At 64.8% G+C, this 20,951-nt stretch carries 14 protein-coding genes and 1 pseudogene; 10 read left to right on the forward strand and 5 right to left on the reverse strand.

Translation table 11 applies throughout. The annotated features are described in order from the left end of the window. Window positions 1–144: 144 nt before the first annotated feature. Complete coding sequence (locus CJU94_RS24270; protein ID WP_095421210.1) at window positions 145–2,520, forward strand: DNA polymerase II; 2,376 nt, start codon at window positions 145–147, stop codon at window positions 2,518–2,520. Window positions 2,521–2,565: 45 nt separating this feature from the next. Continuing rightward, the gene (locus CJU94_RS24275) at window positions 2,566–3,546 is read left to right on the forward strand and encodes an LLM class oxidoreductase (RefSeq protein WP_095421211.1); all 981 of its coding nucleotides are present in this window, start codon (window positions 2,566–2,568) and stop codon (window positions 3,544–3,546) included. A 16-nt stretch (window positions 3,547–3,562) separates the two neighbouring features. On the opposite strand, the gene CJU94_RS24280 is transcribed toward CJU94_RS24275, so the two are convergent. The 4 genes from CJU94_RS24280 to CJU94_RS24295 all read right to left on the reverse strand — a co-directional run bounded on the left by CJU94_RS24280 (window position 3,563) and on the right by CJU94_RS24295 (window position 8,680). Further along, window positions 3,563–5,038, reverse strand: a complete 1,476-nt coding sequence (locus tag CJU94_RS24280) for an MFS transporter (protein ID WP_095421212.1) — start codon at window positions 5,036–5,038, stop codon at window positions 3,563–3,565. A 123-nt stretch (window positions 5,039–5,161) separates the two neighbouring features. After that, on the reverse strand, window positions 5,162–7,111 hold the full coding sequence (locus tag CJU94_RS24285) for an aconitase family protein (protein WP_095421213.1): 1,950 nt from the start codon (window positions 7,109–7,111) through the stop codon (window positions 5,162–5,164). A 20-nt stretch (window positions 7,112–7,131) separates the two neighbouring features. Further along, the gene (locus tag CJU94_RS24290) at window positions 7,132–8,124 is read right to left on the reverse strand and encodes a LysR family transcriptional regulator (RefSeq protein ID WP_244221065.1); all 993 of its coding nucleotides are present in this window, start codon (window positions 8,122–8,124) and stop codon (window positions 7,132–7,134) included. 235 nt (window positions 8,125–8,359) lie between these two features. Continuing rightward, window positions 8,360–8,680 (reverse strand): DUF1330 domain-containing protein, encoded by a 321-nt coding sequence (locus CJU94_RS24295; protein WP_095421214.1) that lies wholly within the window; start codon window positions 8,678–8,680, stop codon window positions 8,360–8,362. Between the two features lie 433 nt (window positions 8,681–9,113). Here CJU94_RS24295 and CJU94_RS24300 point away from each other — a divergent pair, with 433 nt between their 5' ends. The 6 genes and pseudogenes from CJU94_RS24300 to CJU94_RS24325 all read left to right on the forward strand — a co-directional run. Further along, the gene (locus tag CJU94_RS24300; protein WP_095421215.1) at window positions 9,114–9,854 is read left to right on the forward strand and encodes a gluconate 2-dehydrogenase subunit 3 family protein; all 741 of its coding nucleotides are present in this window, start codon (window positions 9,114–9,116) and stop codon (window positions 9,852–9,854) included. Continuing rightward, entirely contained in the window at window positions 9,854–11,632 is a 1,779-nt protein-coding gene (locus CJU94_RS24305) for a GMC family oxidoreductase (RefSeq protein WP_095421216.1), read from the forward strand. The genes CJU94_RS24300 and CJU94_RS24305 overlap by 1 nt, the downstream gene beginning before the upstream one ends. Further along, window positions 11,629–12,999, forward strand: coding sequence for a cytochrome c (locus tag CJU94_RS24310; protein ID WP_095421217.1), 1,371 nt, complete (start codon window positions 11,629–11,631; stop codon window positions 12,997–12,999). The genes CJU94_RS24305 and CJU94_RS24310 overlap by 4 nt, the downstream gene beginning before the upstream one ends. A gap of 185 nt (window positions 13,000–13,184) precedes the next feature. Next, entirely contained in the window at window positions 13,185–14,378 is a 1,194-nt protein-coding gene (locus tag CJU94_RS24315) for a porin (protein WP_095421218.1), read from the forward strand. Between the two features lie 221 nt (window positions 14,379–14,599). Next, the gene (locus tag CJU94_RS24320) at window positions 14,600–15,196 is read left to right on the forward strand and encodes a putative pterin-binding protein (protein ID WP_095421219.1); all 597 of its coding nucleotides are present in this window, start codon (window positions 14,600–14,602) and stop codon (window positions 15,194–15,196) included. Between the two features lie 8 nt (window positions 15,197–15,204). Next, window positions 15,205–15,721, forward strand: a pseudogene (locus tag CJU94_RS24325) (LysR substrate-binding domain-containing protein); the annotation flags it as partial. Here CJU94_RS24325 and CJU94_RS24330 read toward each other — a convergent pair. Next, window positions 15,714–17,858, reverse strand: a complete 2,145-nt coding sequence (locus CJU94_RS24330; RefSeq protein ID WP_095421220.1) for a tetratricopeptide repeat protein — start codon at window positions 17,856–17,858, stop codon at window positions 15,714–15,716. The pseudogene CJU94_RS24325 and the gene CJU94_RS24330 overlap by 8 nt on opposite strands. Window positions 17,859–18,055: 197 nt before the next feature. On the opposite strand from CJU94_RS24330, the gene CJU94_RS24335 reads away from it, so the two are divergent. Together CJU94_RS24335 and CJU94_RS24340 are read left to right on the forward strand one after the other, a co-directional pair. Continuing rightward, entirely contained in the window at window positions 18,056–18,457 is a 402-nt protein-coding gene (locus CJU94_RS24335) for a DUF2946 domain-containing protein (RefSeq protein WP_095421221.1), read from the forward strand. Between the two features lie 82 nt (window positions 18,458–18,539). After that, on the forward strand, window positions 18,540–20,918 hold the full coding sequence (locus tag CJU94_RS24340) for a TonB-dependent receptor (protein ID WP_095421222.1): 2,379 nt from the start codon (window positions 18,540–18,542) through the stop codon (window positions 20,916–20,918). The last annotated feature ends 33 nt before the right edge of the window (window positions 20,919–20,951 follow it).

Genomic DNA, 20,951 nt, shown 5'->3' on the forward strand with positions numbered 1-20,951 from the left:
GCGCGGCTGCATCCAGCGTGGCGCAAGGCCGCATGCGCGCCACTTCACGCGCCTGCGTTGCCACGCCCGGCGCTGGCGTCACGACCCGAAGCGCATGGCGGTAAAATCGTGCAAGGCGATCACGCCCGCTTTAGAGGTGGCAGTTTGACTGAGCTTGAACAGGGTTTCATTTTGACCCGACATTGGCGGGATACGCCCGCCGGCACGGAAGTCGATTTCTGGCTGGCAACGCACAGCGGGCCCCGTCACATCCGTCTGCGCCCTCAGCCTTCGGTCGCGTTCATTCCCGCGGAGCACCGCGAGCGGGCCGAAACGATCCTGCGCCGCGAAACACCGCTCGATCTGCGCCCGCTCGATCTCCGCGACTTTCAGCATCGGCCGGTAATGGGACTTTATTGCCTGCAGTACCGGCAATTGACGGGGTTCGAAAAACGCCTGAAGCAAGGCGGGGTCGATGTCTACGAAGCCGACATCTTCCCGCCTGAACGCTACATGATGGAGCGCTTCATCACGGCGCCGGTATGGTTTACCGGCGATGCGCCGGGCAACGGCAACCACGGCCCGCTTCTGAACAGCGAACTCAAGCCGGCCACGGGTTATCGCCCGCCCTTGAAACTCGTTTCGCTCGATATCGAAACCAGCGCTCATGCCGAGCTGTATTCGATCGCGCTGGAAGGTTGCGGGCAGCGCCAGGTGTATATGCTGGGGCCGCCCAACGGCGACGCGAGCACGCTCGACTTCGACCTCGAATACTGCGAAACCCGCGCACAGTTGCTGGAAAAACTGAACGTGTGGCTGGAGCGGCACGATCCCGATGCGATCATCGGCTGGAATCTGGTGCAGTTCGATCTGCGTGTGCTGCAGCAGCACGCCGAACAATATCGCGTACCGCTGCGGCTCGGCCGCGGCGGCGCGGTCATGGAATGGCGCGAGCACGGGCTCAAACAGAACCATTTTTTTGCCGGCGCCGCGGGGCGGCTGATTATCGACGGCATCGAGGCGCTGCGCTCCGCGACATGGAGTTTCCCCTCGTTCAGTCTCGAACACGTCGCGCGCTCGGTGCTCGGCGAAGGCAAGTCGATCGACAACCCGTATCAGCGCATGGACGAAATCCAGCGCCGCTTCGACGAAGACAAGCCCGCGCTCGCACAATACAACCTCAAGGACTGCGAGCTGGTCACGCGCATCTTCGCCAGAACGGAGCTGCTGCCGTTCCTGCTGGAGCGCGCGAGCGTCACCGGTCTGCCGGCGGATCGCAGCGGCGGATCGGTGGCGGCGTTCACGCATCTGTATATGCCGCGGATGCATCGGCAAGGCTATGTCGCGCCCAATCTCGGCGACGTGGCCGGCGCCGCGAGCCCCGGCGGCTTCGTGATGGATTCGCGGCCCGGCCTCTACGACTCCGTGCTGGTGCTGGACTACAAGAGCCTGTATCCGTCCATCATCCGCACCTTTCTGATCGACCCGGTCGGCCTGGTGGAAGGCATGCTGAATCCCGCCGACGATCAGTCGGTGCCCGGCTTTCTCGGCGCGCGCTTTTCGCGCACGCGCCATTGTCTGCCATCGATCGTCGGGCAGGTCTGGCAAGGCCGTGAAACCGCCAAACGCGAGAACAACAAGCCGCTTTCGCAGGCATTGAAGATCATCATGAACGCCTTTTACGGCGTGCTGGGATCGACTGGCTGCCGCTTCTTCGATCCGCGTCTCGCCTCGTCGATCACCATGCGCGGCCATGAAATCATGCACACCACGCGCGAATTGATTCAAGGCGAAGGCTACGAGGTCATTTACGGCGACACGGATTCGACCTTCGTGTGGCTCAAGCACGCGCATAGCGAGGCGGACGCGGGGCGTATCGGCCGGGCGCTGGTCGAGCATATCAATGCGTGGTGGCGGCAGAATCTGCGGCAGCGCTTCGGACTCGACAGCGCGCTCGAACTGCAATTCGAACGGCATTATCGGCGCTTCTTCATGCCGACCATTCGCGGCGCCGAGGAAGGCAGCAAGAAACGCTACGCCGGGCTCACGGTTTTGCCTGACGGCAGCGAGGACATCGTCTATAAAGGGCTCGAAACGGTACGCACGGACTGGACGCCGCTCGCGCAACAGTTTCAGCAGGAACTCTACCGGCGCATCTTCACGCAGCAGCCGTATCAGGATTACGTGCGCGACTATGTGCGCGATACGCTCGAAGGCAAGCTCGACGATCAGCTCGTGTATCGCAAGCGCGTGCGCAGGCCGCTCGGCGAATATGAGCGTAACGTGCCGCCCCATGTGCGCGCGGCGCGTGTGGCGGACGAATTCAACCGGCGGCAGGGACGCCCGCTGCAATACCAGAACGGCGGCTGGATCAGCTACGTGATGACGGTTGCCGGGCCTGAGCCGCTGGAAACGCTGCGCTCGGCGATCGATTACGAACACTATCTGACGCGGCAACTGCAGCCCGTCGCGGACGCGATCCTGCCGCTGCTGCGCGATGATTTCACCACCTTGATGTCAGGGCAACGGCCCTTGTTTTAAGGCAGTGCTAGCATCGGGCGAATCGACGCAAAGCAAAGCTCACGCATGAAGGAGGCGAAATTGAACGCGGCAGGCGAGCTGAAGGACGAGGCGCACACCCCTATCAATCGCGTGTTTTCGAACGGTGCGCTCAGTATCGGGCTCACTTTGCCGATGTTGCGCGCCGGCGCCGTCGTGGCCGATTTCGACGAGCAACTCGCGCTCGCGCGCCTCGCCGACGAACGCGGCTTTCGCGCACTCTGGATACGCGACGTGCCGTTGAACAGCGCGGATTATCCGGACCCTGTCGGCCATCTCGACCCGTGGGTGCTGGTCGGCGCGCTCGCCATAAGCACTCGGCGTATCGCGCTGGCGAGCGGCGCCATCGTGCTCACGCTGCGTCATCCGCTGCATATCGCCAAGGCGGCCGTGTCCGCCGGCTCGCTCAGCCACGGGCGCTTCATTCTGGGGCTGGGTTCAGGCGACCGCCCACCGGAATATGCCGCGTTCGGCCAGAACTCCGACGAGCGCCGCGAACTGTATCGCCGTCACTGGGAAACGGTTGCTGCCGCGCTCGGCGAACCGTCTCGCGTGATTCCCGATCGCTCGCCAGAAGGCGCGCCGAGCTTTCGGCTGCTGCCCGAGAACTCGCATGCGGTGCCGATGCTCGCCGTGGGTTCGGGCGGACAGAGCGTCGACTGGATTGCGCGCCATTCGCTGGGGTGGATGACCTACCATCGTGAACCGGACGCGCAGCGGGCACGCTACAGCATGTGGCGCGCCGCCGCCGAACGCGTGGCGCCCGAGGCCTTTCGCGCGTTCGGCGTCGCCATGCGGCTGGACCTCAGCCGCGATCCGCATGAACCGGCGCAGGCCGTTTCACTGGGCTACCGGACCGGCCGGCATGCGTTGATCGACGTACTGACGCAGATGCGCGCGGACGGGACGCATCATGTGACGTTCAATCTGTCATCGGAGCGTCCCGTCGCCGAGGTGGTCGGTGAATTGGCCGACGAAGTGTTGCCGCAGTTTCACCAAGAGAAGTGAAGCGCGCGCCGCGCCTCTACTTCGAAATCTTTTCCAGCTCGAGCCCTTTCGTGCGCGGCCCGATCAATCCAATCGCCAGCATCACGATCAGCATCGCCCCGGCGATGAACACAAAAACGCCCACCGTACCGAACTGTTTTAACACCGCTGCAATCAGAAACGCAGTGAAAATCGCGGAAAAGCGGCTCCACGAATAAACGAAACCCACCGCGCGCGCCCGAATGCTGGTCGGAAACAGCTCAGTCTGATACGCGTGGTAGCTGTACGAAATGATGTTGCCCGCGAGCGTCAGACACACGCCGAGACTCACCAGCAATACGGCCCCCGATGCCTGGCTGAACCATAACCCGCAGACGATGTTCACACCCGCCATCACCACGATCACCGTCTTGCGCTCGAAGCGGTCGCCGATGAAGAGCCCGATGATCGGCCCAAGCGGCGCGGCCAGCGCGATCACGCTCGAATACATCAGACTCGTGGTAATCGTAATGCCCTGCTTGATCAACAGCGTCGGCACCCAGTTCGCAAAGCCGTAAAAGCCCACTGTCTGGAAGATATTGAAGATCGTCATCATCAGCGTGCGGCTGCGGTACGGCCGCACCCACATATCGCGGAAGCTGCCGCGCGGGGCGACCGGCACCGCCGGCGCGGGCGGCGGCAGTTCGCGCCCGTACTCGCGGCGCACTTTCGCTTCGAGCTCGGTCATCACGCGATCGGCCTCGGCGAGACGTCCTTGTTGGGCAAGCCAACGCGGGCTTTCCGGCAAAGCGCGGCGAATCCACCACACGAACAGCGCGCCATGTGCACCGATCAGCACGACCCAGCGCCAGCCGTCAAGGCCGAGCAGCGTGCGCGGCACCAGCAGATACGAAAGAAACGCCACCACCGGCACGGCCGTAAAGCCGACCGCCTGCTCGCACGCGAATGCACGGCCGCGAATCTGCTTGGGCACCAGCTCGGAGATATACGTGCCGATCGTCACGAGTTCGACGCCGATGCCGACGCCCGCCACGAAGCGCCAGAAGTTCAGTCCCGTCGCCGTTTCCTGAAACGCCATCACGACGTTGGCCGCCGTGTACCACAGCAGCGAATACGTAAACACCGCACGGCGTCCGAAGCGATCCGCCAGAAAGCCGCACGCGATCGTGCCGATAAAAAGGCCGCTGAACAGCGCGGCGATAAAGCTCGCGACGCCGGTCGAGCCGAACAGGCCATGCGTGGTCGCGGTGAGCAGGCCGCTTTTGACGAGACCCGGCGCGACGTAGCCTGAATACAGCAGATCGTAGAGTTCGAAGAAGAAGCCGAGGCTTAGCAGCACCACCAGCTTCCAGATGGAACGCGTGGCGGGCAGCCGGTCGAGGCGCGCGGAAATGCTGCCGGCGTCGAGCGGCGCGGCCGCGGCCGCTGCTGTCGCCGCTGCGATTGCCGCGTGATCGGAATATGCCGCGCCGCCGCTCTTCGCGACGGAGCCGGCATGATCTGGGGATGCCATGTTGTCTGTCTCCTCATGAGGCGGGCGAAAGTTTGGGGCTCGCCAGGCCGGTCTCGTGCCGGCCTCTCGTACTGTCGCAAGTCAAACGCGCAATGAAGCCGGGCCCAAGGTCCGGCCAGCATTCTAGCCGTGCGCGCGCTTCAATTGTTCGAAGGTCGTGATTTTTCCGGCCAGCGCGCTTGCCGCCACCGTGTAAGGACTCGCGAGCCACACATTGCCCGGTCCCGAGCGGCCCGGAAAATTGCGGTTGATCGCGCTGATCGTCACCTCGTTCGCATCGGCCGATTGCCCCGGCCCGCAATTCGCGCAGGATCCGCAGCCCGGCATGACGAGCGTCACGCCCGCGCGCTCGAAGACCGGCAAATAGCCCTGTTCCTCGCAATACGCGCGCACCGCCATGGTGCCGAATTGCAGGAAAAGACGCGTACCCTCGGGCACCCGAATGCCCTGCTCGACGCCCCAGCGCAGCACCTCGTGATAGAAATCGAAGTCCTCGCGCTTGCCCGCCGTGCATGAGCCACCATAAGCGATGTCGATGGCGACGTCCCGCTCCAGTTGCAACGCCGGCACGCCATTGCCGGGATCGCCGGGACGCGCGAGCATCGGCTCGATGGCGCTCGCGTCGATGTGAATCGTGTCGCGATAGGTCGCGCCCGCATCGCTTTTCATCCAGCTTTCAAGGCTGAAATCGACGCCGCGCCGCGCTTTCAGAAACGCCACCGTGCGCTCATCCGGCTCGACGATTCCGGTGAAGCCCCCCAGTTCCGCGACCATGTTGGTCAAGGTCGCGCGTTCGTCGATCGACATGGCGCGCACGGCCTCACCGCCGTATTCGAACACCAGTCCGATCGCGCCGCCCGAGCGGATCGCCTCCATGTGCAGCAGATGCAGCACCACGTCTTTCGCGGTCACGCCGTCGCGCAATTCACCGCTGATTTCGATGCGCAAGGTCTCCGGCACTTTGCAGCGCACGTAGCCCGTCACCCAGCTATTGGCAATTTCCGTTGCGCCCGCACCGAATGCGAGGCAGCCGAGCGCGCCCGAATGCGGCGTGTGCGAATCGGTGCCGCACGCCACCTGACCCGGCAACGCGTATTGTTCGGCCATCAGCGCGTGACAGATGCCTTCGGAGCCCGGCATACCGTCGAGCGCGCCGTGCGAGCGCACCGGATAGTCGCGCGAGAACGACGTATGCCCTTCCATCAGATTGGCGACGCCCGGCAGCAGACCGTCGCGCACGTGCGGAATGCTTTGCGACGCAAGCACCAGATGATCCTGGAACGCGATGATGTGATCCGGCGCATGCAACGGCGCAGGCTTGCCGAACGCGCGGTGCATCAGGTGCGCGCACATGCCGGTAAAGTAATCGTGGCTGAAGCGCCAGTCGGCGGCAATGAATACGCCGTCGCCGCGCTGCGCGCCCACGCTGCCCGGATGCAGGTGCCGTTCGATGATCTTCTCGACCAGCGTCTTCGGCGCCGCGGCTTGCGCAACATGGCCGCCCTCGGCCACGCGCGGCGCGGGCCAGTCGGCGAACCTGCTATATGCGAGCAGGCCGCCGCTGCGAATGATCTGCTGCGTGAGCGCGTCGCGGCCTTTGAGAAACTCGTCGATAGGCACCGCTTCTCCCGCGCTCAACCGATCGAGCACGGCGAAATCGGTCGTGGTGAGAATGCCGATGTTGTCGCAATTCTGCTGATAGATCCGCTCGAAACTCTCCGCGACGATCAGCCGGATACCGGCGGAAAGCTCCGCCAACGGGCTCGATTCGCGCGACGAACCCTTGCCATAACGCTTGCCGGCCACCGTCACCTGAAAGCCGCCGTTCTTCACCGCATCGCGGCCGATCGGCATGCGCTCGCCGGCCTTGAGACCGACGTACGGATACTGCCCGAGGCGTTCGTCGTACGTGAGCATGACGGTGACCGGCGTGATCTCGTCGGTGGAGACGTTCTCGCGCAACGGGCCCGCGGTGGCGAGCGTGAAATTTTCGCCGGCGAGTTGGGCCTCGATCACCGCGGGGTCTTGAGACAGGTACAGCACGCGGCCGTCCAGACGAATCGTATCGCGCATGGGCATTCTCCTTGCGCTCACTATACGGCGCGCGCGGTCGATGCCGAAGTGCCGGTGCGGCAACGCAGACCTCTCGTTTGGCGACGCTCGGCGCCCGCCGCCGTTGCAGTCACACGCCCTTGCCGAGAAAGCCGACCAGCGCCGCCGCGCTCGCGCTCAACTGGTCGCGTGCCTTGAAAGATCATGATGAGGCGGCGCACCGCCCACGCGTCGCTCAATGACAGCAGGCTCACGTCGAGCGCGTTCAGATAGAGCAGCCCGACCTGCTCCGGCACGATCGCGATGCCGAGCCCGGCGTGCACCATCCTGCATAGCGCGTCGAGGCTGCTCACGCGAATCTTCACATCCAGTTGCCGCCCGGCGCTGGCCGCCTGTTGCGTGAGCAGTTGCGTCAGCGCGCTCTCGCTGCGCAGGCCGACGAAACTGTCGTCGAGCAATTCGTCGAACCTCACGCGCATCGCGCCGGCCAGACGATGGCCGCCCGGCACCAGCACCGCCAGCCGGTCCTGCCGGTACGGCACCTGCTCGAACGATTCGCTGCCGGCCACCGCATTGCAGATGCCTAAGTCCGCGCCATGTTCACCGACGATCCGCAGCACGTCGGCGCTGTTCTCCTCTTCAAGTTCGATCGACACTTCAGGAAACGCGCGGCCGAACGCGGCCACGTCTTCCGGCAGGAACTGCACGATGGAAGACAGATTCGCCACCAGCCGCACGCGCCCCTTTGCGCCTGACGAAAAGCGCGACAGCTCCGCGCTCATCTGTTCGATATTGCCGATGATCGCCAGCGCGTAGCGCAACACGGTCTCGCCAACCGGGGTCACGGCGATGCCGCGCGACTGGCGCTGGATCACGGGCAAGCCGATCACCGCTTCGATCTCGGCGATGCGCCGGCTCACCGCCGACGACGCGATGAACTCGCGCTCCGCCGCGCGCGCGATGTTGCGCTCCTGGCAGACCGCGACGAACAGGCGCAACGAAGTGAGGTCGAGCTTCTTGAGAAGGTTTTCCATTGTTGTGCCTTCACGCCCGGTGAGGCCGAGGCACGCGAGGGCGAACCCGGCGGCGGGACGAAGGAACCCGGCAAACGAGATGGGCAAGTGTAACGCAGGCGAATGCGTGCACCGGCAGCGCCCGCGCGCCGCGCGGCGTCGATCCGGCAATACGACGCGGCCTCGGCGCGAGGCGAGCATGCCGGCGCTTGCCCGGCACATTCAGCGCTGTGGAGCCCTCTCCGCATCCTGGCGCTCACCTCAGGATGTCAGTGGCGCGATGCCGCTCGTCCACACCATCGATCAGAATCACCGGCCCACGCGCATGTTTCGTTCGCAACGGCAGAATCCGCTGATACGCATGCGACTCGTACCAGGCACGCGCGGCATCGAGATCGGGGAACGCAATGGCGATCAGATCGCCGCGCCATTCGCCTTCGCGCACCTCCGGCCGGGCGCCGTGCACGATGAAATGGCCGTCGAACGGCGCGAGCGTGGCGTCGATGCCGTTGAGATAGTCGACGATGTCGTCGCACAGTTCGACGTCGTGCAGGTGGGCGATGGCATACGCAGTCATGGCGTGGCTCCGGGGAAGTGGCTCCTGGGAAGGGATGGATGCGAATCGATGACTCGCATACCGCCCATGGTCGCCGCGTGCGTGACGCCCGTCGATTACCTGCCAGGTAAAGAATCTGCGGCTGCGCGCCCGGCGCCGCCACCCAGCGCCACCCATCGCCGCCCATTCACCGCCCATTCGCCCCGTGTTGCGCGCGCGCCGCAACGGGATCGCCGAAGCCCCCGCCCCGAGCTCGCCAGCGCCCCGCGCCGCTGCTGAAAACCCTTGATTAAAAAGATGTTTCCCCGGAGGAGCGGGATTGGATCACTTCGCGAAACAACTTATTGTAAAAAAGTTAAAAGACTTTGGAACCGGTTCCATTTACTATACCGCCGGCAATCCGATGACTGCCCGGGGGCGCAATGGCGCGCTCCAATCTGGTGACTAGAACAATATGCCTTCATCCCCTCTCAGCTCTCGCCGCGGCTTTTTACGCACGGCTATCGCCCTGGTTCCGGCCGGCACGCTTGCCGGTTGCGAGGTCAAACAATCCGCGACCACCGCCGCGGCGGGCTCGAACGAAGGCGCGAATGCGTCCGCGGACCACGCGCCGCGCGCCCACTACCAGCCGCATTTCTTCGACGCGAAGGAATGGGCGTTCATCCATGCGGCGGTCGACCGTCTGATTCCGCCGGACAGCGAAGGCCCCGGCGCAGTCGAAGCGGGCGTGCCCGAATTCATCGACCGGCAGATGGATACGCCGTACGCGCACGGCGCGCTCTGGTACATGCAGGGTCCATTCGCCCAAGGCGCGCCGGAACTCGGCTACCAGTTGAAGCTCGTGCCGCGCGATCTCTACCGGCTCGGCATCGCGGCGCTCAACGCATATTGCGCGAAGACCTACGCGCATCCCTTCGACGCGCTCGACGCCGCCACGCGCGACACCGTGCTTGCCGCGCTCGAGAAAGGCAGGATCGAGCTCGCCGACGTGCCCGCCGCGACCTTCTTCGGCCAGCTTCTGCAAAACACCCGCGAAGGCTACTTCTGCGACCCGATCCACGGCGGCAATCGCGACATGGCCAGCTGGAAGATGATCGGCTTTCCCGGCGCGCGCGCCGATTTCATGGACTTCGTCAATCAGAACGGCGCGGCCTATCCGTATGGCCCGGTGTCGATCGAAGGAAAGCGCAGCTGATGTCTACTCAAACCAAACCCCATGTGGACGCGGTGATCGTCGGCTTCGGCTGGACCGGTGCGATTCTCGCGAAGGAGCTCACCGAAGCGGGCCTGCAAGTGCTCGCGCTCGAACGCGGCGAGTATCGAGACACCTACCCGGACGGCGCGTATCCGAACACGATCGACGAGCTGACCTACAACGTCCGCAAGAAGCTGTTTCTCGATCTCTCGAAGACCACCGTGTCGATCCGTCATAACGTCGGCGATACGGCGCTGCCATACCGGCAACTCGCGGCGTTTCTGCCGGGCGAAGGCGTGGGCGGCGCGGGTCTGCACTGGTCGGGCGTGCATTTCCGCATCACGCCGGAGGAACTGCGCTTGAAGAGCCATTACGAAGAACGCTACGGCAAGCGCTTCATTCCCGAAGGCATGACGATTCAGGACTACGGCGTCAGCTACGAAGAACTCGAACCGCATTTCGACTTCGCCGAGAAAGTGTTCGGCACCTCGGGGCAGGCGTATAAGGTCAACGGCAAAGTGGTCGGCGACGGCAACGTGTTCGAAGCGCCGCGCAGCGACAATTTTCCGCTCGCCGCCCAACTGAACACCTATTCCGCAGAACGCTTCGGCAAGGCCGCGCGCGAACTCGGGCTCAATCCATACCGGCTGCCGTCGGCGAATACGTCGGGTCCGTACACGAACCCGTACGGCGTGCAGATGGGTCCGTGCAACTTCTGCGGATTCTGCAGCGGCTACGCGTGCTACATGTATTCGAAGGCGTCGCCGAATCTGAACATTCTGCCCGCGCTCAAGCAGTCGCCGAACTTCGAATTGCGCTCGCGCTGCCACGTGCTGCGGGTCGAACTCGACGACACAAAAAAGCGCGCCAGGGGCGTGACCTATGTCGATCCGGCGGGCAACGAAGTGTTCCAGCCGGCCGATCTGGTGATCGTCGCGGCGTTCCAGTATCACAACGTCCATCTGCTTCTGCTGTCGGGCATCGGCAAGCCGTACGACCCGATTTCGGGCGAAGGCGTGGTCGGCCGCAACTTCGCGTATCAGAACCTCTCCACGATTACCGCGTTCTTCGACAAGGACACCTTCACCAATCCGTTCATCGGCGCGGGCGGCAACGGCGTCGCGGTCGACGACTTCAACGCCGACAACTTCGATCACGGCCCGCTCGGCTTCGTCGGCGGTTCGCCGTTGTGGGTGAACCAGGCGGGCACCAAGCCGATCAGCGGCATCGCGACGCCGGCGGGGACGCCGAACTGGGGCGCCGACTGGAAGAAGTCGGTGAAGGATCACTACGCGCACACCATTTCGATGGACGCGCACGGCACCAACATGTCGTACCGCGACGTGTTCCTCGACCTCGATCCGACCTACCGCGATTCATACGGCCAGCCGCTGTTGCGCATGACCTTCGACTGGAAGGACAACGACATCAAAATGGCCCGCTACGTGACCGGCCAGATGCACAAGATCGCGCAGCAGATGGGTCCGAAGTCGATCAACGTCTACACGCGCGAATTCGGCGCGCACTTCGACTCGCGCCGCTATCAGACCACTCACCTGGTGGGCGGCGCGGTGATGGGCACCGATCCGAAGACGAGCGTACTGAACCGCTACCTGCAAAGCTGGGACGTGCATAACGTGTTCGTGATGGGCGCGTCTGCTTTCCCGCAAGGTATCGGCTATAACCCGACCGGTCTTGCCGCGGCGCTCGCTTACTGGTCGGCGCGCGCCATCCGCACGCAGTATCTGAAGAACCCCGGGCCGCTGGTGAGCGTATGACGAAGAAGATCGATATCCAACGCCTCACGCGGGCACTCAAACGCGCGGGCGCGGCCTCGTTGTGCGCAGCCGCCGCGCTCGGCACGACGCCGCTCGCCGCGCACGCGGCGGCGCCTCACAACGCGAACGACGCGGCGCTGATCGCGCGCGGCGAATACCTCGCGCGGGCCGGCGACTGCATTGCGTGTCACTCCGCGAACGCGGGCAAGCCCTTTGCCGGCGGTCTGAAGTTCGACACGCCGATCGGCGCGATCTACTCGACCAACATCACGCCGGAGCGCGGCACCGGCATCGGCGCGTGGAACTTCGCGCAGTTCGACCGCGCGGTGCGCGCCGGCGTGAAGCCGAACGGCGACACGCTGTATCCGGCCATGCCGTACCCGTCGTATGCACGATTGAGCGAAGACGATATGCACGCGCTGTACGCGTATTTCTCGCAAGGCGTCGCGCCGGTAAAACAGGCGAACCGTCCGGTCGATATCGTCTGGCCGCTATCGATGCGCTGGCCGCTCGGCATCTGGCGCCACCTGTTCGCGCCCGAGCCGGTTTCGTTCGACGCGAAGCGCTACGCCGACCCCGTCATCGCGCGCGGCGCCTACCTCGTGCAAGGGCTCGGCCATTGCGGCGCGTGTCATACGCCGCGCGCGGCAACGATGCAGGAACGCGCGTTGAGCGACCTCGACGGTTCGGCGTTTCTCGCGGGCGGCGCGACGATCGACGGCTGGACGCCGTCGAGTCTGCGCGGCAATCCGCGCACCGGCATCGGCGCCTGGAGCGAAGCCCATCTCGTGCAATTCCTGAAGACCGGACGCACGCAGCACAGCGCGGCCTTCGGCGGCATGACGGACGTCGTGCAGCACAGCATGCAGCACATGAACGACGCCGACCTCACGACGATGGCACGCTACCTCAAGACGCTGCCGTCGACCGATCCGAAGGAAGCGCCGTACGTGTACGACGACACGGCCGCGCACGCGCTGCGCTCGGGCGACGCCACCGCGCCGGGCGCCGCCGTCTACCGGGACAACTGCACCGCCTGCCACCGCAGCGACGGCCACGGCTACAACCGCGTGTTTCCGGCACTGAGCGGCAATCCGGTCGTGCAGGGCAAGGACGCGACCTCACTGATTCACGTGCTGCTCACCGGCAGCACGCTTGAAGGCACGAAGACCGCGCCCTCCTCGTTCACGATGCCGGCCTTCGGCTGGCGCCTGAACGATCAGGAAGTCGCCGACGTAACCAACTTCGTGCGCAACAGTTGGGGCAACACTGGTTCGACGGTCAGCTCGACGGATGTCGCGAGAGTCCGCAAGACGGTCACGGTGCACACGCCCGAGATGCCACGAGGCGCCGCGTTGAGCCATTGATCGCACGCCGCCTTGCGTGACGCGTCCGGTTGCGGGGCGCGCCGCAAGCACCGCATCAGTACCCCTTTCCCCGCTTCACGCGGTCCGCTCCGATGGTCGGGAGCGGGTGCTCGCGTGCGCGGAAAAAAGAGAAATCGCCAATCAGGTGACCTGAGATAGACGTTCCAACCAGACTGAATACAACGATGAAAAAGCCATGGATTGCCGCCCCCCTTTTGATGTCTTTTGCCGGCATTGCGTCCGCGCAGAGTTCTGTCGTGCTGTACGGCATCGTCGATGCGGGCATTTCGTACCGCAGCAACGAGCGCACCGGCACCACCGGCAACTATAGCGGCCACTCGAATGTCGCCCTGACGAGCGGCAACCTGTCCGGCAGCCGCTGGGGCATCAAGGGGCAGGAGGACGTCGGCGGCGGCTGGAACGCACTGTTCCAGCTCGAGGACGGCTTCGACGTCACCAACGGCAAGACGGGGCAGAACGGGGGCCTGTTCGGCCGCCAGGCGTATGTGGGGATCGGCAGCCGGCAGTACGGCACGATCACGCTGGGCCGGCAGTACACGTCGCTGAACGACTTCGTCTCTCCCGTCGCGCCGGTGGCAATGGTCGGCGGCTATGGCGCGCATCCGGGCGACATCGACGATCTCGATCAGACCGCGCGCGTGAACAACTCGGTCAAGTACACGAGCGCGAACTATTCCGGCTTCACATTCGGTGCGCTGTACGGTTTCGGCGGCCAGCCCGGCAGCCTGAAGCAGCAGAATACGTGGAGCGTGGGCGCCGCCTATGGCAACGGTCCGCTGCATGTGGGCGTCGGCTACGAGCGCTCCGACAACAGCAAGACCGGCACGCGCGACGCCACCTACGGCAAGTGGAGCGGCACGGACGACGGCCTGTTCAATTCATCGATCAACGAAGGCTACGCGAGCGCGCAATCGCAGCAGATCATCGCGACGGGCGCCACGTACGACTTCGGCCCGGCCGTCGTCGGCGTCAATTACAGCAACGTGCAATACCGCTCCGGCGCCGACTCGCTGTTCAAGGGACACGCCACGTTCAACGTCGCGGGCGTGTTCGGCCAATGGACGATTCGTCCGGCCGTGCAACTGTTCGCGGGTTACAGCTACACGCGCGGCGGCGAAGTGGATGGCGTGGATGAGCGCGCGCAGTATCACAACGTGACGCTCGGCGCGCAGTACGCCCTCTCGAAGCGTTCGACCGCCTATCTGATGGGCGGCTATCAGCACGCATCGGGCGGCACGCTGGATGCGCTCGGCAATCCGGTCGCGGCCACCGCGTCGGTCAGCGACAAGGGCAACGGCCATTCGTCGTCCGCGCAGTCCCAGGCGATCGTCAGCATCGGCTTGCGGCACAGGTTCTGATGCTGCGGGGCGGCGCCGCAACGCGCCGCCGGCGGATCCGCCGCTCACGGAGGGAGTCGCTCCTCGTTCGTTTGCGCGGCGGGTGAGGCACCCGGCTCGTCCCGCAACGCCGGCGTCCGATCGTCGAGCATGCGCCCACAGCCCGTGGTATTTGGCCGACAATGGAGACCGCGACGCTCTGATCAACGACATCGCCCTCTCATTGTCCGGAGACCACGCTCATGAACAAACGCCAGTTTCTCGGCAGTGCGGCGCTGCTGAGCGCGGCTGCCGCGCCCGCATTCGGCAGCCAGCACGCCCGTAAATCGGCCTGCGCGGCATCTCCCGTCATGCTCACGATCAGCGGTGCGATCAGGCGCCACAATCGCGGCGCGCTCGATCCCGCGTTCGACCCGTTGCTCGCCAAGCACCAGGTGAAGTTCTCCGAAGCCTATGGCGTCGATCTGGCGCTGATCGCCGGCATGCCGGCCGTGACCATCAACCCCACCACCGAATACGATTCTCGCCAGCACAGCTTGAGCGGCCCCTTGCTCACCGGCGTGCTCGAACACGTCGGCGCGCCTGCCGCGGGCAGCACGCAAATCGTCATGCACGCGGTGGACGGCTACGCGGTCGCCACGACACTCGACAAGGTGCGCGCCTATCGTTTCATCGTGGCGACGCACATGGACGGCAAGCCGCTGCCGCTTGGCGGCGTCGGCCCGCTATGGGCAACCTACGACGCGGACCATATCCCCGAGTTGTCGAACAAGCCGCTCAAGGACCGCTTCGAGCTGTCGCCGTGGGGTCTCTATCACATTCAGGTCGCCGAAGGCTAACGGTACGGCGCCGCAAGCCGCCGCCCGGCGTCGTGGAGGTGCGCGCGTTCGCGCAGCCTCTCGGGCAGGTCACGCCGCCGGGCCATCCGCTCACGAAGCTCCAGAAGCGTCCACGCCTGCGCGATTGCCTCGACTACCCGCTTATCCTGATGACGCCGGACACCTAATTGCGCGCGATGGTGGGCCAGATCGATCACCGCGAACGGCGCAAGGCGCGTCCGCTGGTGGAAACCAGTTCGGTTTCGATGGTGCGCCGGCTCGTGGCGGATGGCGTCGGCATCGGCATCGGCTTTCTGATCGCGGAGAACGTTGCGGAAGACGTCACGCAGCGTAAGCTGGCGTGGACACCGCTCGCCGATGCGGAACGCGCAATCGTCCAGTTGCCTGTATCAACGCTCGGATTTGACGACCACCGTCGCGATGAGCATGTTCCTGCAGTTTCTCGGCCAGGCGATCGAGACGATCGAAGACCGCTTTTACACAGCGACGCAAGCCGCCCGCAAGCGCCGCGCGCGGCTCACGTGAGCGCGCGGCCAGCCGCGGCGAATCGCTGCACGCAAGCCTGCCGCACGCGCTCGACCGGCATCGACCAGTCCTCGACCGGCGCGCGCCGGAACAGGCGCAGCGTGTGCGGATACCACGCCGAATCGTTGCGTTCGTGCAGCCAGCGCCAGTCGATGTCTTTTTCCGGCAGCATCACCCAGCACGGCTTGCCGAGCGACGCGGCCAGATGCACGGTGGATGTGTCCACGGCAATCACCAGATCGAGTTGCGCGATGATCGCGGCGCTGTCCGCGAAATCCGTCACACGCGATCCGAGGTCGAGCAGCGGCTGACCAGCGGGAGGATTGGCCGCCTCGTCTTCGCCGCGCCCTTTTTGCAGACTCACGAAACTCACGCCGGGCACGCTCCAGAGCGGCGCCAGCACGGCGAGCGAAGGAATCGACCGGTTCGCGTCGTTATGATGGTTCGGGTTGCCCTTCCACACGAGACCGATCCTGCGGCCGGGTGGCAATGCGTCCAGCAACGGCCGCCACTGTTCGACCAGCCCCGGCTCGGCCGTGAGACGCACGGCGCGCGGAATCGTATCCACTCTCGTGCGCAGATGCAGCGGCGCGCTCAGCAGACTGGTCCAGCAGTCGTAAGCTCGCGCGTTGGCGCGAGCGGTGTCATGATCGAACACGGCGTCCACGCCATCGACGCGAGCCATCAGCCGGTGCAGCGACGGCGCGCAGGCGAAGGCGATATGCGAGGCGCCCTGAGCCTTTAACAAAGCGAAATAGCGGCTGAACTGGATCATGTCGCCGAGGCCGTCTTCCTGCCACACCAGCAAGGACTGGCCCGCGAGCGGAGCGCCTTGCCACCGCGGGCAGCCTAGCATCGACGCGCTCGCGTGATGGACGAAACCGGGATGTTCGTAGCGGCACTCGTACAGACGCCACCCTTCCTCGAAGCGGCCCATGCCGAGCAGCAGGACGGCCAGCCCGAACTTCGCATCGCCATAATCGGCACGTAAAGCAAGCGCCCGGCGATATGCGCTTTCGGCCTCGGGCAGTTGCGTGAGCTGCGCCAACGCCGCGCCGAGGTTGTAGTGCGCCTCCGCCAGATCCGGACACACGCTGAGGGCCTGCTCGAAAGCCGCGACAGCCGCGGGCAGACGATCGAGCCGTCGAAGCACACAGCCCAGGTTGTTATGCGCACGGGCGAGATCGGGCCGCAGGCGGATCGCCTCGCGATAAGCCGTTTCGGCCTCGAACAGCCGCTCCAGTTTGCCCAGCGCCGCGCCCAGGTTGTAGTGTGCTTCGGCGTAGTCGGGGCGTTGCGCGATGGCTTCGCGGTAGGCGGCTTCGGCTTCGGGCAGGCGTTCGAGATCCGCGAGCACCGTGCCGAGATTCAGATGGGCTTGCGGATAGTCCGCACGAATGGCAATCGCGAGGCGAAAAGCCAGTTCGGCTTCGGCGAGACGGAACGTGGCCTTGAGCACGCCACCGAGGTTGTTGAGCGCCTCGGGATACTGCGGCCGGATTTTCAGCGCTTCGCGGTACGCGTCGTCCGCCTCGGCGAGACGTCCCAGCTCCATCAGCACGTTGCCCAGGTTGTTATGGAGTTCGGCGCGATCCTGCAGCCCCGGCAATGCGCGGCGAAACGCCGCTTCCGCTTCGTGCAGGCGGCCCAGCTCGTGCAGCACGATGCCGCGGTTGTAGTGGGCTTCGACGTAGTCGGGACGAAGCGCCAGCGCCTCGCGATAGGACGCCTCCGCCTCCTCCCTGTAGCCGAGGCCGTGAAGCACGGCGCCAAGATGATTGCGGGCGTCGGCGTGGCCAGGTTGCAGCGCGACCAGTTGCCGGTACATCGCCTTGGCCGCCGACAGCCGCCCGAGCGACTTGAGCAGCATGCCGAGCGTGCCGTACACCTCCGCGTAGCCGGGTTTGATGCGCAGACAGCGGCGCCAATGCTCTTCCGCAGCGGCCGGCCGCTGCAAGGCGAACGCACACGCGCCGGCGATATTCAACGCGTCCGCCCGCGCGTCGTCCGGCAGTGCGTCGGCCTCCAGCAGCGGCATCACCATTGACAAGGCCTCGGCGAATTGTCCGGCTGAGAACAGCGAGACGGCCTGTTGGTTGATATCGTCGATCGGGAATGCGAGCTGCGTGTCGGTCATGAGTCGTGGCTACTGGGATCAGTGGCGATCCGGCCGGGAAAGCGGAACATGTACCACGCAGCTTACGCGAATCGGCGCGCCTGTAACGCGGCGAAATGCACGGCTTTCAGGCTTCTAATCCCACGCTATAACCAGGATCACGCGCGAAAAGAGCGCGCGGCGATGTTAGAATCGCCCGCGTCTTTAAGCCCACCATCATGACTCTACGCGCCCGCAACCGCATGACCGCCTGGCTTGGCCTGTTCGCCATGTGCCTCGTCGTGTTCGCGCCGCTCGTGAGTCAGCTGCTGCTGTCCAACCGTGCGCACGAACCCATTGCCGCGCTCTGTTCGGCGCTCCAGCCGCGCGACTTCAGCATGGCGAGCGCGGCGACCCAGGCCGCTGCGGCACCGGTCCATTTGAGCCATGACGACGCGTTCGGCGCGTGCGGCTACTGTCACCTGCTCCAGCACCACGTCGCCATGCCCACGGTCGCCGTGGTCGCGTCGCCGCCCGCCCTCGCGCTTGCCGGCACCGCGCCGCCCACGCTTTCCACCCGCTTCACGCCGCTCGGCGCATTTCCATCCGGCCGTCCCAGAGCTCCACCCGTCGTTTCCTGATCGCTGCCAGTCCTGATCGCGCATTCGCCGCACCCGTCGAGGGGGCGCACGATCGCCTGTTCCATGCATCAAGGAAACGTTCATGTTCAACTTCGTTGTGCGAAGGCTGTCTCTTTGCGCCCGCCACGGCGCGCGCGGCTTCTCGCTTCAAGTGCTGCCCCAGTCGTTAGTCCCGGCCTGTTTGCCCGCCATCGTTCCGGCGTTCGTGCCCGCCTTCATCGCCTCGCCCGCTCATGCGCAGAGCGCGAGCGCCGAAGCCACGCTACCTGTGGTCAGCGTTAGCGCGAGTGCCGTCGCCGCGCCGCGCGCCGTCGATCCCAACCTGCCGGCTTCAGTCGAAACCGTCACGCCCGAGCAGTTCGACAACTGGAACGTCGTCAATACGGAAGACGTGCTGAAGTACATGCCGAACCTCGCCGTGCGCAAGCGCTTTATCGGCGACCTGAATTCGATCATCGCCGTGCGCGGCACCAGCAACACGCAAAGCGCGCGCGGTCTCGTCTACGCGGACGGCCTGCTGCTCAGCAATCTGCTCGGCAACAGCTATGCGTTTCCGCCGCGCTGGTCGATGGTGTTTCCTGATGAGATCCAGCAGGTCGATGTGATCTACGGGCCGTATTCGGCGCTCTATCCGGGCAACTCGCTCGGCGCGACCGTCCTGATCAGCACGCGCATGCCGAAACAGTTCGAAGCGAGCGCGGACCTCAAAGGCTTCACCCAGCACTTCAGCCTGTTCGGCGTGAACCAGAATTTCAACGGCAGCGAGGCCAGCGCGACGATTGGCGAGCGCATCGGCAAATTCTCGTATCTGCTCGGCGTAAATCACCTGGAAAACACCAGCCAGCCGCTGCAATTCGCCACACTGGCCCAATCGCACACGCCCGCGAAAGCCGGCGACATTCCGGTCACCGGCGCGTACTTCTACAACAACCAGACCAATACGCCGACGGCGGTGCTCGGCGTGAACGGCGAAGGCATCGAACATACGGTGCAGGACCAGTTCAAGCTGAAGATGCAGTACGACTTCACGCCGACACTGCAAGGCGGCTTCACGCTCGGCTACTGGCATCAGACCTATAACAGTCAGACATCGAGCTTCCTGCGCGATGCGAACGGCAATCCGGTCTACAGCGGCAAGGTCGCGATCGACGGCTATGAATACACGATTCCCGCGGCCGCACTCGCCCCGAGTCTCGGCCATAGCGAGAACTGGCTCTACGGCGTGTCGCTCAAAACGCGCAATGCCACCGGCTGGAACGGCGAAGCCATTGCTTCGTATTACGACGTCGGCAACAGCGTGGCGCGCACCGCGAGTTCCGGCGTGCCGGGCAACGGCCCAGGCACCGTGATCTTCGGCGACGGCACCGGCTGGAAAACACTCGATCTGCGCAGCACCTATACACCCGTGACGCAACAGGCCGGGCTCGCGAATCACGCGCTGAGCTTCGGCTACCACTACGACAACTACTTTGTCGATAACGAGAGCTACAACACGCTGAACTGGCGCGACGGCGCGGCCACGTCGTTCGCCAATGCGTTCGCCGGCAAGACGCGGACTCAGGCGCTCTACGCGCAGGACGCGTGGCGCTTTCTGCCGCGCTGGAAGCTCGTCTACGGCGTGCGCTACGAAGACTGGCAAGCGTACGGCGGCTCGCAGTCGCTCGCCGGCACGACCCTGCCGTACAGCGACGTGAGCCAGCATCACTTCTCGCCGAAAGCATCCCTGTCGTTCGACGTCACCGACGACCTGACCTTGCGCGCGTCGATTGGCCGCGCCTATCGCTTCCCGACGGTCAGCGAACTGTTCCAGGGGCAAATCAACGGCTCCGCGATCGTCAACAACAATCCGAACCTGAAGCCCGAAGACGACCTCTCGAAAGAACTAACCGCCGAATGGGCGCACTGGAACGGCGTCTTCCGCCTCTCGCTGTTTCAGGACGACGTGAAGAACACGATCTTCAGCCAGACCGATACGACCGTGATTCCCAACGTGACGAACTTCCAGAATATCGGCAAGGTCCGCTCGCGCGGCGTGGAGACGAGCTACTCGGGAGAGAACGTGCTGGTGCACGGCCTGGACCTGCTCGCGAGCGTGGCCTACACGCAGTCGAAGATTCTCGCCAACGCGCAGAACCCCGCCACGGTCGGCAAGTACTTCTACCGGATTCCGCTGTGGCGCGCGGATCTCGCGGCGACGTATCACATCGACGAACGCGCGGCGTTCACGCTCGCCGCGCGCTATTCGGGACGTCAGTACAACACGCTCACCAACACCGATACGAATCCGGACGTGTTCGGCGGCACCAGCTCGTACACGGTGGCCGATGCGAAATTCACCTACAAGCCGACCAGGTTGAGTGAAGTCGGCATCGGCGTCGACAACCTGTTCGATGCCCGCTATTTCGTCTATCACCCGTACCCCGGCCGCACGTTCTACGTGGAAGCGAAGCTGCGCATGTAGGCGCGCCGAAGCCGCTGCACGCATCAGCATGCG

Source organism: Paraburkholderia aromaticivorans (assembly GCF_002278075.1).
Lineage (GTDB): Bacteria > Pseudomonadota > Gammaproteobacteria > Burkholderiales > Burkholderiaceae > Paraburkholderia > Paraburkholderia aromaticivorans.

Excerpts from the sequence above, each read along its gene's own strand:
- CJU94_RS24275 (WP_095421211.1), top strand. The coding sequence starts at position 2,566 with ATGAAGGAGGCGAAATTGAACGCGGCAGGCGAGCTGAAGGACGAGGCG.
- CJU94_RS24280 (WP_095421212.1), bottom strand. The coding sequence starts at position 5,038 with ATGGCATCCCCAGATCATGCCGGCTCCGTCGCGAAGAGCGGCGGCGCG.
- CJU94_RS24285 (WP_095421213.1), bottom strand. The coding sequence starts at position 7,111 with ATGCGCGATACGATTCGTCTGGACGGCCGCGTGCTGTACCTGTCTCAA.
- CJU94_RS24290 (WP_244221065.1), bottom strand. The coding sequence starts at position 8,124 with ATGGAAAACCTTCTCAAGAAGCTCGACCTCACTTCGTTGCGCCTGTTC.
- CJU94_RS24295 (WP_095421214.1), bottom strand. The coding sequence starts at position 8,680 with ATGACTGCGTATGCCATCGCCCACCTGCACGACGTCGAACTGTGCGAC.
- CJU94_RS24300 (WP_095421215.1), top strand. The coding sequence starts at position 9,114 with ATGCCTTCATCCCCTCTCAGCTCTCGCCGCGGCTTTTTACGCACGGCT.
- CJU94_RS24305 (WP_095421216.1), top strand. The coding sequence starts at position 9,854 with ATGTCTACTCAAACCAAACCCCATGTGGACGCGGTGATCGTCGGCTTC.
- CJU94_RS24310 (WP_095421217.1), top strand. The coding sequence starts at position 11,629 with ATGACGAAGAAGATCGATATCCAACGCCTCACGCGGGCACTCAAACGC.
- CJU94_RS24315 (WP_095421218.1), top strand. The coding sequence starts at position 13,185 with ATGAAAAAGCCATGGATTGCCGCCCCCCTTTTGATGTCTTTTGCCGGC.
- CJU94_RS24320 (WP_095421219.1), top strand. The coding sequence starts at position 14,600 with ATGAACAAACGCCAGTTTCTCGGCAGTGCGGCGCTGCTGAGCGCGGCT.
- CJU94_RS24330 (WP_095421220.1), bottom strand. The coding sequence starts at position 17,858 with ATGACCGACACGCAGCTCGCATTCCCGATCGACGATATCAACCAACAG.
- CJU94_RS24335 (WP_095421221.1), top strand. The coding sequence starts at position 18,056 with ATGACTCTACGCGCCCGCAACCGCATGACCGCCTGGCTTGGCCTGTTC.
- CJU94_RS24340 (WP_095421222.1), top strand. The coding sequence starts at position 18,540 with ATGTTCAACTTCGTTGTGCGAAGGCTGTCTCTTTGCGCCCGCCACGGC.